The sequence below is a fragment of the Curtobacterium sp. SL109 genome, assembly GCF_026672405.1.
Taxonomy (GTDB): domain Bacteria; phylum Actinomycetota; class Actinomycetes; order Actinomycetales; family Microbacteriaceae; genus Curtobacterium.
The window spans coordinates 1,678,304-1,692,485 of the sequence record NZ_JAPPRB010000002.1 but is presented as its reverse complement, the minus strand read 5'-3'; the positions used below and the strand labels follow the sequence as shown (position 1 = coordinate 1,692,485).

Genomic DNA, 14,182 nt, shown 5'->3' with positions numbered 1-14,182 from the left:
CGGGTGTCTCAGATCCGCGGGAAGCGGAAGGTCCTGACCTCGAACGCGTCGACCGGGAACGCGGCCACCCCGTCGGTGACCGCCGCGACGCCCGGCAGCGCCGGGTCGCGCTCCTCGATCAGGGTCACCTCGACCGGCTCGCCGAAGGGCCCGTCGACCGCCAGGCCACCGGTGCCCCGGCGTCCGGACGGCTCGTACACGCGCACGACCAGGTCGCCCGAGCGGTCGTCGGCGAGCTTGACGCTCGACACCACCACGTCGCCGGAGGCCTGTACGAGCGGCCCGAAGCCCGACCCGCCCGTGACCGTCCGCGCGCTCGTGTTCATCAGGATGCCGGCCGTGGTCGCACCGATGACGTCCGTCCCCACGACCAGCCCGTACCGGTGCGTCTGCACGCCCTGGTCGGTCTCGGGGTCGGGGAACCGCGGTGCCCGGAGCAGGGAGAGCCGGAGCGTCGTCGTCACGTGTCCGTCGACCGCGTCGCGCGTGACGTCGAACCCGTGGATCGAGTCGTTCACCAGGGCGACGCCGAAGCCGGGCTCCTCGACGAGCACGTAGCGGTGCATCGAGGTCTCGAACTTGGCGGCCTCCCACGAGGTGTTCGTGTGGGTCACCCGCTTCTGCGCGCCGAACTGGGTCTCCGCGATGGTGTGCTCGGCGCGGACGTCGAGCGGGAACGCCACCTTGAGGAACTTCTCGGTCTCGTGCCAGTCGGTCGTCTGGTCGAACTCGAGCGTCCGCGACCCGGGCTCGAGCACGATCTCCTGCGTCACGGTCGACTCGCCGAACGCCCGGGACACGACGACCCGGGCGACACCGGCGGCATCGACGGACGAGTCGATCGACGTCACCGACACCAGGTCCTCGACCCGGTTGCGGTAGTAGCGGTCGACGTCCCACGCGTCCCACATGTTCGGGAAGTCCTGGTGCAGCTGCAGCAGGTTCGCGACCTGACCCGTGGCGATCGCCTCGCGGCCGGTGGCCAGGTCCACGGCGCTCGTGACGAGCCCGCGGGCGTCGACGACGACGCGCACCAGCTCGTTCGTCAGCACGAACCCGCCGTCGGCCTCGGTCAGCGTGACCGGGGTCGTGGCCTCCAGGTCGGAGGTCAGGACCGCGCTCTGCGCGAGGGCACCGCCCTGGAGGCTCGGGGCCGGGTTCACGACGATCGTGCGGTCCCCGTCCCCAGCGAGGGCCGACAGGGCGGAGGCGATGAGGGCCTCCAGGCGGTCCGCGATCTCCGCGTACCGCTCGACGGCCTCGCGGTGCACCCATGCGATCGAGGTGCCCGGCAGGATGTCGTGGAACTGCTGCAGCAGGACCTGCTGCCACAGCGCGTCGAGCTCGTCGTACGGGTACGGGAAGTCGGTGCGGGCGGCGGCGGTCGCTGCCCAGAGCTCGGCCTCGACGAGCAGGTGCTCGCTGCGGCGGTTGCCCTGCTTGGTCTGGTGCTGGCTGGTCAGGGTGGCCCGGTGCAGCTCGAGGTAGAGCTCGCCGACCCACACGGGCGGGTGCTCCAGCTCGGACTTCGCCCGGTCGAAGAACGCGTCCGGGTGCTCCCACGTCACGCGGGCGCTGCCCTCGAGGTCCGCCAGGCGTGCGGCCGTGCCGGTCATCTCGCGCGTGGTGCCGCCGCCGCCGTCACCCCAGCCGACCGGGGCGATCGAGCCGGACGCCAGACGGTTCTCGCGGAACTGGCGCGAGGCCTTCGCGACCTCGGACCCGGACAGCCGCGAGTTGTAGGTGTCCATCGACGGGAAGTGCGAGAACACCCGCGACCCGTCGATGCCCTCCCAGAGGAACGTGTGGTGCGGGAACTTGTTCACCTGGTTCCAGGAGATCTTCTGCGTGAAGAACCACTCGAACCCGGCACGGCGCATCAGCTGCGGGAGCGCCGGCGAGTACCCGAAGCTGTCGGGCAGCCACACGCCCTTCGGCCGGATGCCGAACTCGCGCTCGAAGAACCGCTGGCCCTGCGAGAACTGCCGGACGATGCTCTCGCCGGTCGGCATCACGGTGTCGGACTCGACCCACATCCCGCCGAGCGGCAGGAACCGACCAGCGGCGACGGCGGCCTTGACCTTCGCGTAGACCTCGGGGCGGTGCTCCTTGATCCAGGCGTACTGCTGCGCGCTGGACATGCCGTAGAGGAAGTCGTCGGTCTGGTCGATGAGCTCGGTCATGCTCGAGGTGGTGCGCGCGACCTTGCGGATCGTCTCGCGCACGGGCCAGAGCCAGGCGGAGTCGATGTGCGCGTGGCCGACGGCGGAGATCCGGTGTGCGGAGGCCTCGGCCGGGGCCGCGAGCACCTCGGCGAGCGCGGCGCGGGCGTCGGGGGCCGTCTCGGCGATGTGCTGCAGGTCGAGGGCGTCGAGCGCGTCGTCGAGGGCCTGCAGGATGCGCATGCGGCGCGGGCCCTGGGGCAGCTCCTCCTGCAGCTCGAGCAGCACGTCGATGTCGAGCGCGAGCTCGTGCACGGCGGACTCGAACACGGCGAGGTCCATCCGCCGCGACGTGTAGAGCCGCTTCGACGACGAGGTCTGGATGTCGCCCTCCTGCGTCACGAGGAAGGGGTGGTAGTCGAGCAGCACGGGGTTCGACGCCGCCTCGACGAAGAACTCGACGGTCTCCCCGCCGACGGCTTCCTCGGCGATGAGCACCCACTGGTTGCGCGGGTTGATGGACTTCACCGGGGAGCCGTCGGCGAGGTACACCAGGCCCTCGCACTGGAAGCCCGGCATGTTCTTGTCGAACCCGAGGTCGATGACGGCCTCGACGCGGCGGCCGGCCCAGGCGACCGGGACGGTGCCGGAGAGCCGGAACCAGGTCGTGCCCCACGCGGCGCCCCACGGCGTGCCGACCTCGTACGGCTCGAACGTCAGCGCGAGCCCCTCGGCCGGGGCGACCGGCTCACCGGGCAGCTCGTGCCAGGCGGTGTCGAGCGGGGTCGCGGTGGCGTGCACCGCCGGGGTGATGCGCTCGTCGAGGACCCGTCGTGCGCGGCCGATGGTGAGGGGGATGTCGTCGTGCATGGTGCCTTCCGGGGCTGGGGAGGGTCAGGGCATGGTCGCGGGGTGCGCGACCGAGATCGGGGTGTGTGCGGTGTCCGCGTCGCGGTCGGTCGGCACGTCCATCGTGCTCGTGACCCCGCGGGCGGTCAGCAGGTCCGTGTCGCCGAGGCGGGAGCGCAGGACGACCTGCGGGCCGACGCCGTGCTCCTCGGCGACGGCGAGCCAGGCGGCGGCGAAGCGTCCACCGGGGGCGCAGTCGGCGCGGACACCGTCGAGGGGTGCGCCGTCCGGGGCGACGTCGTCGAGGACGAGCCCGACGGTCGGCCCGGCCGGAGCCCGGTACGCGCCGTCGCCGAACGCGGTGGCCATGGCACGGAATCGCTCCCCCGTCGGCTTCACCCGGCCGTCGTTCGTCAGGAGGCCGAGGTCGTACTCGAGCTCCGGGAAGTCGGCGAGGGACCGCGACACGTCGTGGGAGCACCACCACGTGACGCCGAGCAGGTGCTGCACGTCGAGGGCGTGCCGGATGGTCTGCTCGGTGAACGACGGGGCGTCGGCGACGTCGACCACGTTGGTCGGGGCGCCGACCTCCTGTAGCCAGTTCGGCCGGGCGGCCTCACGGTTCCAGGCGGCGGCGAGCTGCAGCAGGTACTCCCCGTGCCGCACGGACCCGGCTCCGAGGGCGCCGTGCACCTTCGCGGAGCCGTTGAACACCCACGAGTGTGTGACGGTGGCGTCACCGTGCTCGGCCGCGTGCTCCGGCCCGAAGGGCTGGGTGTCGTCGTACCAGGCGGCGTCGTACTGGGCCACGGTGACCAGCGGCCCTGGGGCAGACCCGCTGCCGGGGGCGACCGGCGCGTCGGAGCTGCGCCGAGCCTCCTGGCCGACGGACGCCAACCCGGACCGTGCCGCGGCGACCATCGCCGCTGCCCACGCGTGCCCCTGCTCCGCCGTGATGGCGTGCGGGGTCGGGTGCGGGGCCTGGGCGAACTGGTTGACCTCGTTGCCGATGGTGATGCCGAGCAGGTTCGGCCGGTCCGCGACCGCGGCGGCGAGGGCCTCGACGTACGCGGCCGTGGACGCGACGACGTCCGGGTCGGTGAACAGGTTGCGCCGGTGCCACGAGTCGAGCCAGGACGGCAGGAAGTCGAAGCTCGACAGGTGGCCCTGCAGGGCGTCGACGTTGACGTCGAGGCCGAACGAGGCCGCGATGTCGACGACCCGGGCGACGTCGGCGAGCGCCTGCGGCCGGATGAGCGTCCGGTTCGGCTGGACGACCGGCCAGAGCGGGAAGACCCGCACGTGGTCGGCGCCGAGTCCTGCGATCGCCTCGAGGTCCCGGGCGGTGTCGTCCGCCGAGAAGTCGAGCCAGGAGTGGAACCAGCCGACCGACGGTGTGTAGTTGACGCCGAACCGCATCAGCCCTTCACACCGCCCTCTTCGACGCCCTTGAAGAAGAAGCGCTGCAGGACGGCGAAGATCACGGCGATCGGGATGAACGCGATCATGGTGCCGGCCGCGATCAGGCGTTGGTCGGTGCCGAACGTGCCGCGCAGGTACTCGAGCCCGACGGTCAGCGTCAGCTTGTCCGGGGACTGCAGGACGATGAGCGGCCAGAGGAAGTCGTCCCACGCGCCGATGAAGGCGAAGATCGCGATGACGGCGATCGTGCCCTGGACGGCGGGCAGCGAGATGTACCGCAGCCGCTGCCAGGCGTTCGCGCCGTCCATCACCGCGGCCTGGTCGATCTCATCGGGGATCTGCCGGAACGCGTTGAACATGAGCAGGACGTTGAGCGCCGCGATCATGCCGGGCAGGGCGACGCCGACCAGGTTGTCGGCGAGGCCGAGGTCCTTGACGGTGACGAACTGGGAGATGATCGTCGCCTCGCCGGGGAGCACGAGCGTGGCGAGGAACAGGCCCAGCATGGCCTTGCGGAAGCGCCACTGCAGCCGGGCGAGCGCGAACCCGGCGAGGGTCGCGAACACGATGTTCCCGAGGACGTCGATCGCGGCGACGATGAGCGAGTTGCCGATGTAGCCGAACACCGGGATCGCGTCGCCCACCCGGAGGTAGTTGCCGATCGTCGGTTGGCTCGGGATGAACGACGGGTTCGCCGTGTAGATGTCCTCCCCCGGACCCTTCAGCGAGGTGGAGAGCTGCCAGAGGAACGGCCCGATCGTGATGAACAGCACCACGATGAGCAGGACGTAGCGGATCGCCTTCTCGCGGGTGGACATGACGCCCCAGACCACGCGGCGTCGCTTGCGGGGCGGCCGGGAGGCTCCCCCTCCGCCCGTCGCGCCGGTCACGTCCGGCGTCGGTGCGGCGGTGCCGGCGTTGCCGCCGAGGACCGGTTCGGTCGTCGTGTTCGTCATCGGTCCGCCTTGCTGTTCATCCGCGCGAGGGCGAGCATCGGGATGAGCGTCACGGCGAAGAGCAGGAGGCTCAGCGCGGACGCGTACCCGAGGTTGCCGGTGAACCCCCGTGCGTACTGCTGGATGAGCATGACGAGGGAGTTGTCCTGGCCGCCGGGGCCGCCCGTCCCGTTCGTCAGGATGTAGAGCTCGCTGAACACCCGGAGTGCACTCACGCACACGAGGATGCCGACGAGGGTCAGGGTGCCGCGGACGCCGGGCATCGTGACCGACCAGAAGCGGCGGGCCGAGCCGGCGCCGTCGAGTGCCGCGGCCTCGTGCAGCTCCTTGCCGACGTTCCCGAGGGCCGCCAGGAAGATGATCATGTAGTACCCGAGGCCCTTCCAGACCGTCAGGCTGATCGCGCTGAACAGCAGCAGCCACCGGTCGGTGAGGAACGGGATGCTGCCCTGCACGATGCCGAGCGACTGCGCCATCTCGTTGATGACGCCGCGGTCGTCGAGGATCCAGTTCCAGATGAGCCCGACGACCACCGCGCTGGCGATGACCGGCGTGTAGTAGGCCGTGCGGAAGAAGGCGATGCCGGGCAGCTTCTGCTGCACGAGCACGGCCATGAGGAGTGGGAGGACCGTCAGGAGCGGCAGGCAGATCGCCATGTAGATGACGCTGTTGAGCAGCGCCTCCCACACCTGCGGGTCGGCGAGCAGGGTCTGGAAGTTCTGCAGACCGACCCAGCGGCTGATCCCACCGAGCGGGCTGGCGTTCGTGAACGACAGCCGGACGGTGTTGATCGACGGCCAGAGGCTGAACGCGACGAGCCAGACGAGTGCCGGCAGGACGAGCAGCCACGGGGTGAACCAGCGGTTGGCGCGCATGGCGATCCTCCCTCTCTCTCTTCTTCGGGGGCCGGATCAGCCGTTGGCGAGCAGGGTGTTCATCTTGGTCTGGGCCGTCTGCAGCGCCTTCTCCGGGCTCACGCCGCCCTTCATCGCCAGCGCGATCTGCTGGTCGAGGAAGTCGGTCATGGCCGAGTTGGCCTCGACCGGGTTGAGGTTCTTCGCCGTCTTCAGGGCGTCGTTGGCGAGCACGCGGGCCTTGCCCTCGACGGTGCCGTCGTCCTTGGAGAAGAACGGGTCGGACTGCGACGAGGTGGTCGACGGGAAGATGTTCACCAGGTGCGCGAAGGCCTCCTGGTTCTTCGCGTTCGTCATGAAGGACGCGAGCGCCTCGGCCGTGGCCAGGTGCTTGCTCTTCGCTGAGACGCTGAGGCCCTGCACGTACAGCGGCGGGTTGTCCAGCGCCGGGGAGACGACGATGTTGCCCTTGAGCGACGGGTTGTTCTTCTCGAAGTCGGTGATGGCGGTGGCCCCACCGGTGGTCCAGGCGACCTTGCCCTGCGTGAACAGGGTCGAGTTGCCGAGGTAGTCGGTGTTCAGGACCGAGGAGGGCATGAGGCCGTCCTTGTACGCCGCGGCGTACTTGCTGATCAGGTCGGCGGCCTTCGACGAGTCCGCGAAGGTGAACTTCGTGCCCTTGTCGTTGATGATCTTCACGCCGGCGAGCGAGAAGTCGCTCAGGCCGGGCTTGCGGCTCATCAGGTAGTCGTCCGGGCACTTCTGGTGCATGGTCTCGGCCTGCGTGAACAGCTCGTCGGTCGTCTTCGGCGGGTTGGCCGGGTCGAGACCGCACTTGGTGAACATCGTCTTGTTCCAGTAGTCGATGTCGGTGTTGAGGTACCAGGGGTACCCGAAGGTGCCCTCGACGCCCTTGTAGTTGTAGGCCGCGAGCGCGCCCTTGACGTAGGTGCTCGAGAGCTTGCTGTCGTCCTTCGCGACGTCCTGCAGGAACCCGCGCTTGGCGAGGGGCAGGGCGATGTCCGGCGGCAGGTTGATCACGTCCGGCAGCGAGTTCGACGAGGCCTGGCTGAGGACCTTGTCCGCGTAGCCGTCACCGGGCTGGTCGACGAGCTTGACCTTCGCGTCCGGGTACTTCTTCTCGAAGGCCTTCACGACGCCGTTGAGGTAGTCCGTGTAGGTCGGCGTGAGGGCCCACGTCTGCAGGGTGATCGACCCGGAGACGTCGTCGCCGCCGTTGCCCGAGGAGGTGCCACCGGCCGAGCAGCCGGTGAGGGCGAGTGCCGCTGCTGCGACCCCCGCGAGGACCGCGACGGCGCGACCCGTCGTCGTACGTGTGGTGGTTCTCATCGCTGCGGACTCCTTCGTGCGTGCGGATGGTCGTGCGCGTCGCCGTGGGTTCTGAAGTGCTGAACCGGTTCAGTTCCGACGGCCGGACGACGTGTGGTGTCGCCGACTATCGACGACTAAAGCGCTATAGTCAAGCCCATGGCCAGCAAGCGCCGGACGACCATCGCCGACATCGCCGCGAAGGCCGGCGTGTCCATCAGCGCCGTCTCGTTCGCCCTCAACGACCGCCCCGGGGTGTCCGCAGCGACCCGGGAGCGCGTCCGCGCCGTGGCCCGTGAACTCGACTGGCAACCGCACACCGCGGCACGTGCGCTCGGGGGTGCGAAGGCCGGGTCGATCGGCTTCGTGCTGAACCGTCCGGCTCGCACGCTCGGCACCGAGTCGTTCTTCGGTGACCTGATCTCCGGCATCCAGCTCGGGCTCGCCGGCACCCACGTCGGCATGACCCTGCTCGTCGCCCGCGACGCCGACGAGGAGCTGCAGACCTACCGCGACTGGTGGAACGGCCACCGCGTCGACGGCGTGATCGTCATCGACCCGCGGCACGACGACGCCCGGCTCCGGCTGCTCGACGAGCTCGGCATGCCCACCGTCGTCGTGGGGTCGCACCCGTCCCCTCCCGGGTCCGCTCCCACGGTCTGGATAGACGACTCCGACGCCACCACCACGGTGCTCCGCTACCTGCACGCCCTCGGGCACCGGCGCGTCGCGCACGTCGCCGGGCGCCCGGAGTTCGAGCACACGGCGATGCGCATCGACCGCCTGCGGGACTTCGCCGCGGCCGAGGGGCTCGACGCCGCCGAGTCCATCCCGACCGACTACTCCGCCGAGAACGGTGCCGCAGCCACCCGGGACCTGCTCTCCCGCAGCGTCCGCCCGACCGCGATCGTGTTCGACAACGACGTGCTCGCGGTCGCGGGCCTCGGCGTCGCGAGCGAGATGGGCGTGCGGGTGCCCGCCGACGTCTCGATCGTGTCCTTCGACGACTCCGCGATGATCCGGTTGGTGCGGCCCGCGATCACCTCACTCACCCGCGACACCGTCGAGCTCGGGCAGCGCGCCGCCACTCTCCTGCGCGCGCAGATCGACGCCGACGACCCGCTGCCGTCGCTGCCCGGCCCGCTGCTCACCCTGAGCGTCCGCGAGTCGACGGGCCGCATCGCCCACTGACGCCTCCGCGGCCCAGCACCCACTGCCCACCGCCCACCGCCCACCGGTTTCCTTCTGCAGTCGTGACGGATTTGGTCGGCGATCCTCGGCGCTCGCGAACCGGTTTCGTCACGGCCGACTCCGGAAACCTGGGGGTGGCGGATACCAGCGTCTCAACGACCCGACCACAGACCCAGCCACCCGTGCGTCGACTCCTGGTCCTCATCGCGCGCCGCGTGCCGACCGCCCGACCGTCGCGTGGTACCCGTCGATCTCATTTCTCGGCCGCGACGGATCCGGTCGGTGAGCCTCGGCCATCGCGATCTTCGCCCGCCGTGTTCCCTCCCTCGGAACGTCCGACCGTCGCCGCGGCGCCCCTTTCTCCCTGTCCCGGTCACGGCCCTGGACCCGGTCCGTTTTGCTTTTCGATCGTGACGGATCTGGTCGGCCATCCTCGGGGATCGCGAACCGGATTCGTCACGGCGGAAACGAAAGTCCAGGGCGGGGCGGAGATGCGCGCGGGACAGACCAGTGGCGGTGGGCGCGGCGGCCGGGTCGGCAGCGTCGGGTGCGGCGGCAGAACCGATCAGGGTGGGATCGGGACGTCGGGGAGTGATCGGTTGAGGCGAGGGGTCGTCCGCTCGACTCGCCGAATGACACGGTGCATCGCGGCGACGGACGGGTACCCGTGGTCGGCGGCGACGCGGTCAGGCGGCGTGCCCGCGGACAGTGCTGCGCGGACGGGCAGCGTGCGGAACCAGCGGGCGAACTCGTCGGGAGTCAGGCCGGTGGTGGCGCGGAAGCGGCGCAGGAGCGTCGACGGCGACACCCGGGTCAGGGCCGCGAGTTCGGGGACGGTCGGGGGTGTGGTGGCCTCGAGGTCGGCGATCGCGTCGATCGCGCACGTCAGGCTGTTGTCCTGCAGGACCGGTGGACGCCAGGCGCTGAGCACGGTGAGGACGAGCATCCGCGCCAGGGCGTCCTGGTACGGGCCGGGCCATCGGCGATGCACCTGCTCGTCGAGGTGCTCCAGCGTGCGGCGGAGGTCGTCGCCGGCGTCGGGGCGCCACACGGTCGTGCAGCAGTCCGGGAGCGCGAGCGCCTCGGGCATGAGCGGTCCGAACGCGGCCGTGCCGTGGTGCACGCCCGTCAGCACCATCGCGACGCCGAGGCCCCAGTCCGGACACGTGCCAGTGACGGTCGGCGGCGGGTGCGCGTGCTGGTCCGTGCCGACCCAGGCCGCTGCACCGGGCGCGAGGAGAGCAGCCGTGCCCCGCTCCAGGCGCTCGCGCTCCTCGCCGCGGCCCACCCAGACCGGCTGGGACCGGGTGGCGACCCAGACGTGGTGGACGCGATCCGTCGGGAACCGCAGGGTCCAGGCGGAGCCCGGGTCAGCCTCCAGTTCGGCGGTGTGGGTGACGTCGAGACCGACGGCACCGATCAGGGCGCGGAGCGCATCAGCCATCCACCCAGCGTCACCGGCGCGCGGGACCCGTGGACGGCCACGCGGTGATCTGTGGATCGTGGGTCAGCGGACCTCGGCTGTGGACCAGAGGTACCGGGCGCCGTCACCGACGGGGCGGACCAGGGGTCCGACGAACAGCAGGGCGGCGGTCAGGAACGCGACGGCCTGGCCGGCGGCAGGGAGCGTGAAGAGCACGGTCAGTGCCTCCTGCGAGACGCCGGGCAGCGTGCCGAGCCAGATGGCCAGGCCACCGACGAGCCAGACCGCTCCGGCACTGGCGACGACCCAACCTGCCACTCGCGCGGCACCCGTGCTCCGACGCAGGACCATCACCCCGAACGCGATGACCAGGGCCTGGGCCGCGAGCGCGAGGATCGAGCCCACCGCGAAGGACGCCCTGCCGAGCGGGAGCCAGGAGAGCGCGAAGCACATGACGGACACGGCGAAGCCGAGTGTGGCGCGGTCCCGTCGGCGTCGTGCGGCGAGGGCCACCACGACCGCTGCGACGCCGCCGACCACGGCCCCCACGATGCGCACCGGTGGCTCCAGGTACCACCCGGCGAACACCACGAGACCGAGCACCCCCGCGAGCGCTGCCACCACCCCGGCGAGCGCGGTCCACTGTTCCTGTCGGTTCGTCGTCATCGACCCCATGCGCCCAGGGTAGGGCTAACCCCACCCGGAGTCCGGGAGGGGGCAGGATGGGGCAGAGCGTCCGACCTCGCGATGCTGGATCCATGACCGACACCGACCGTCTCGACCTGGCCATCACCGTGCCGTTGGACGACGCAGTACCCCCCGGAGCCACCACGCCCATGCCCGACCTGCCCAGCACGAGCGCCGGCGACGACACCCCGCCGGGGACGAACGCGCGGCAGTTCTACCGTGAGGCATGGCAGCGGTTCCCCCGGGACCTCGGGTACATGGCGCTGACGGCGGTGCTGCTCTGCACGCTCTACTTCGCGTTCCCCGCGGCGGTCCTCGGCGGCGGGTTCCGTGACCTGTTCAACCCGTTCGTGCTGCTGATGTTCTTCATCGCGCTGTTCGTCGCGCGGTGGCTCGGACAGTTCGAGCGCCTCCGCATCTCGTGGGCGGACCCCAGGCCGATCCGTCCGGTCGACTGGACCCCGCGCTGGCAGCAGAACTGGTGGACGCGGACCGGCTCGGCCGTCGCGAACCCGCACTACTGGCTGTACCTGCTGCACGCGGCGGTCGTCTACCCGCTGGCGGCCCTCGTCACGGTCGGTGCCGGTGCGCTGCTCGTCGTCGGCTTCTTCGGCCCGTTCGTCGCCGGCTTCACGGCCCTGCGCTACGGCTGGCAGGTGAACCAGTGGCTGATGGTGAACAGCCTGGACCAGGGCTGGGCGTGGGGCCTCGGCTTCGCGGCGTGCGTCGTGAGCGTGGTGGCCTCGGTCGTGCTCCTCCCGCTGTGGTCACGCGGGTCGGTCGCCGCGCACTACTGGATCGACTTCGGGCTGCTCGGCGGCTTCCGCGCCGAGGTGCTCGAGCAGCGCGTGGCCGGGCTGCAGGCCTCCCGGGCCGGTGCCGTCACCGCCGAGGGACAGGCGCTCCGCCAGATCGAGCGGGACCTGCACGACGGCCCCCAGCAGCGGCTCGTGCGGCTGCGGATGGACCTCGCGGCCGCCGAGCGGGCGTTCGACAAGGACCCCGCGGCGTCGAAGCAGCTCATCGCCGAGGCGTCGGAGCACGCCAAGGACGCCCTCGACGAGCTCCGCGCACTGTCCCGCGGCTTCGCCCCGCCGATCCTGCTCGACCGTGGGCTCGTCGCCGCCCTCGAGGCCCTGGTCGCCAGGACCCCGATCCCCGTCGGCCTCGACGTCCGCCTGCCCGACGGGCTGCAGCTCGCGACCGAGATCCAGCGGAACGTGTACTTCACGGTGTCCGAGCTCCTGACGAACACGACGAAGCACGCCGGCGCGTCGACGGCCGGCGTGTACCTCGGGCTCTCCGTCGACGCCTCCGGGGTCTGGTACCTCATGGTCAGCGTGACGGACGACGGCGTCGGCGGCGCGACGACCCGCGAGGGGCACGGCATCCAGGGCCTCATGGGCCGCATGCAGTCCCTCGACGGCGAGCTCACGGTGTCGAGCCCCGCCGGTGGACCGACCGAGGCCACCGCCCGGATCCCGCTCGGCGCGCTGAACGGGGTCCCGACGCCCGCAGCACGATGACGACGGCGCCCTCCGCACGATGAGGACGGTGCCCTCCCACTAGGGTGGGGAGCATGACCGACGGCCCGGATGCAGCACGCATCCGGGCCGTCGTCGTCGACGACGCCGTCCTGATCCGCGAGGGCCTGTCCCGCGTCCTGCTCGAGGCCGGCATCGACGTCGTCGGGCAGCACGCCGACGCGACGTCGTTCCTCGCGACCCTGCCGGACGGCGCCCCCGACGTCGTCGTGATGGACGTCCGCATGCCGCCGACGTTCACCGACGAGGGCGTCCGCGCCGCCGTCGAGACCCGCCGGCTGGCTCCGGGCACCGGGGTGCTCCTGCTGTCGCAGTACGTCGAGGCCACCTACGCCGAGGACGTCCTGGCGTCCGGCACAGCAGGCATCGGCTACCTGCTCAAGGACCGCGTCACCCGGCTCGAGGAGATCGACGACGCCGTGCGCCGCATCGCCGCCGGCGGCACCGTGCTCGACCCCGAGGTCGTGACGCAGCTGATGAGCCGTCGCCGCGACCCGCTCGCCGCGCTGACGCCCCGCGAGCGCGACGTCCTCGGGCTGATGGCCGAGGGCCGCACGAACGCCGCCATCGCCCGCGCACTCGTCATCGGCACCGGCGCGGTCGAGAAGCACGTGTCGAGCATCTTCGCCAAGCTCGGACTCGAGGACACCGGCGAGGACCACCGCCGCGTGCTCGCCGTCCTCGCCTACCTCGGATGACCCGTGTCCCGGCGCCGCTCCTGGCATTCGCCGCGATCGTCTCCGTCCAGCTCGGCGCCGCCGTCGCGAAGACCCGCTTCGACGAGGTCGGCTCGGTCGGCGCAGCGACGCTCCGCCTGGTGATCGGCGCCCTCGTCCTGGCCCTCGTGGTCCGGCCCCGCGTCCGGCACTGGGACCGCGGGCAGTGGACCGGCGCCGTCCTGCTCGGACTGGCGCTCGGCGGCATGAACGTCTTCATCTACCTGGCCTTCGCGACGATCCCCATCGGCGTCGCCGTGACGATCGAGTTCCTCGGACCGCTCACGCTCTCGCTCGTGCACACCCGGCGGTGGCGTGACGTCCTCTGGGCGGTGCTGGCGCTCGCTGGTGTCGTGCTCCTCGGCGTCGGCCCCTCCGCCGTCACCCAGCTCGGCGGCGTGGCCTGCGCCGTCGCGGCCGCCGCGTGCTGGGCCGGCTACATCGTGATGAACCGGCACGTGGGCTCGCTCATCCCGGGCGTCGACGGCCTGGCGGTGTCGATGCTCGTCGCGATGGTGGTGTCGCTGCCGTTCGGCCTGCACACCGCGGTCGACGGCGTCGTGGCCGACCCGACGCTGCTCGTCGTGTTCGGCGCCGTCGCCGTGCTGTCGAGCGTGCTGCCCTACGCCCTCGAGATGCTCGCGCTGCGCCGGATGCCGACGCGGGTGTTCGGCGTGCTGCAGAGCCTCGGCCCGGCGGTGGCGGCGCTCGCCGGGCTCCTCGTGCTGCACGAGGCCCTGTCGCCCGTGGAGGTGGTGGCGCTCGCGTGCGTCACCGCGGCGAGCGTCGGCGTGACGGTCTACTCGGCGCGGAGGAAGTCGGCGTAGGTCGGCTCGTGCGCGTCGCCGGAGAGCAGCGCGGGGTCGTTGACGCGGCGCTCGACGTAGGCGGCGATGACTTCTGGCGGGGTGAGCACGTGTGCCACCCAGGACGGGACCTCGTGACGGGTCACGGCGCTTCCTTCCGGTCGGGACACTCGCGGGACGGATGTCTTGATCGTCGAGAATCTTCGTGGACCCCGACTGCTTGAACGATCCCGCGTCGCCGGA

General features: G+C 71.3%; 12 protein-coding genes. 4 read left to right on the top strand and 8 right to left on the bottom strand.

Annotated elements, in window-relative coordinates:
• Positions 1-8 precede the first annotated feature (8 nt).
• From OVA28_RS09555 to OVA28_RS09535, 5 genes are read right to left on the bottom strand one after another with little or no spacing between them, the layout of a single operon-like run.
• The gene (locus tag OVA28_RS09555; RefSeq protein WP_268096755.1) at positions 9-3,032 is read right to left on the bottom strand and encodes an alpha-mannosidase; all 3,024 of its coding nucleotides are present in this window, start codon (positions 3,030-3,032) and stop codon (positions 9-11) included.
• Between the two features lie 24 nt (positions 3,033-3,056).
• Complete coding sequence (locus tag OVA28_RS09550; protein WP_268096754.1) at positions 3,057-4,430, bottom strand: glycoside hydrolase 5 family protein; 1,374 nt, start codon at positions 4,428-4,430, stop codon at positions 3,057-3,059.
• Positions 4,430-5,389: a carbohydrate ABC transporter permease gene (locus OVA28_RS09545; RefSeq protein WP_268096753.1), complete on the bottom strand. Its 960-nt coding sequence runs from the start codon at positions 5,387-5,389 to the stop codon at positions 4,430-4,432. The genes OVA28_RS09550 and OVA28_RS09545 overlap by 1 nt, the downstream gene beginning before the upstream one ends.
• Positions 5,386-6,264, bottom strand: a complete 879-nt coding sequence (locus OVA28_RS09540; RefSeq protein ID WP_194660700.1) for a carbohydrate ABC transporter permease — start codon at positions 6,262-6,264, stop codon at positions 5,386-5,388. The genes OVA28_RS09545 and OVA28_RS09540 overlap by 4 nt, the downstream gene beginning before the upstream one ends.
• 36 nt (positions 6,265-6,300) lie before the next feature.
• Complete coding sequence (locus OVA28_RS09535) at positions 6,301-7,593, bottom strand: ABC transporter substrate-binding protein (RefSeq protein WP_268096752.1); 1,293 nt, start codon at positions 7,591-7,593, stop codon at positions 6,301-6,303.
• Between the two features lie 138 nt (positions 7,594-7,731).
• Here OVA28_RS09535 and OVA28_RS09530 point away from each other — a divergent pair, with 138 nt between their 5' ends.
• A complete protein-coding gene (locus OVA28_RS09530) occupies positions 7,732-8,763 on the top strand; it encodes a LacI family DNA-binding transcriptional regulator (RefSeq protein ID WP_268096751.1) in 1,032 nt (343 codons plus the stop codon).
• A 565-nt stretch (positions 8,764-9,328) separates the two neighbouring features.
• Here OVA28_RS09530 and OVA28_RS09525 read toward each other — a convergent pair.
• Complete coding sequence (locus OVA28_RS09525; RefSeq protein WP_268096749.1) at positions 9,329-10,207, bottom strand: AraC family transcriptional regulator; 879 nt, start codon at positions 10,205-10,207, stop codon at positions 9,329-9,331.
• A gap of 63 nt (positions 10,208-10,270) precedes the next feature.
• On the bottom strand, positions 10,271-10,861 hold the full coding sequence (locus tag OVA28_RS09520; RefSeq protein ID WP_268096748.1) for a hypothetical protein: 591 nt from the start codon (positions 10,859-10,861) through the stop codon (positions 10,271-10,273).
• Between the two features lie 83 nt (positions 10,862-10,944).
• On the opposite strand from OVA28_RS09520, the gene OVA28_RS09515 reads away from it, so the two are divergent.
• The 3 genes from OVA28_RS09515 to OVA28_RS09505 are packed head-to-tail and all read left to right on the top strand — an operon-like array spanning position 10,945 to position 13,960.
• A complete protein-coding gene (locus tag OVA28_RS09515) occupies positions 10,945-12,399 on the top strand; it encodes a sensor histidine kinase (protein ID WP_268096746.1) in 1,455 nt (484 codons plus the stop codon).
• Between the two features lie 53 nt (positions 12,400-12,452).
• The gene (locus tag OVA28_RS09510; RefSeq protein WP_268096745.1) at positions 12,453-13,115 is read left to right on the top strand and encodes a response regulator transcription factor; all 663 of its coding nucleotides are present in this window, start codon (positions 12,453-12,455) and stop codon (positions 13,113-13,115) included.
• Positions 13,112-13,960 carry an EamA family transporter gene (locus tag OVA28_RS09505; RefSeq protein ID WP_268096743.1) on the top strand — a complete coding sequence of 283 codons (849 nt, stop codon included), beginning with the start codon at positions 13,112-13,114 and terminating at the stop codon, positions 13,958-13,960. The genes OVA28_RS09510 and OVA28_RS09505 overlap by 4 nt, the downstream gene beginning before the upstream one ends.
• Here the strand turns inward: OVA28_RS09505 and OVA28_RS09500 are convergent.
• Entirely contained in the window at positions 13,933-14,085 is a 153-nt protein-coding gene (locus OVA28_RS09500) for a hypothetical protein (RefSeq protein ID WP_194660692.1), read from the bottom strand. The two genes, OVA28_RS09505 and OVA28_RS09500, sit on opposite strands and share 28 nt — an antisense overlap.
• Between the last annotated feature and the right edge of the window lie 97 nt (positions 14,086-14,182).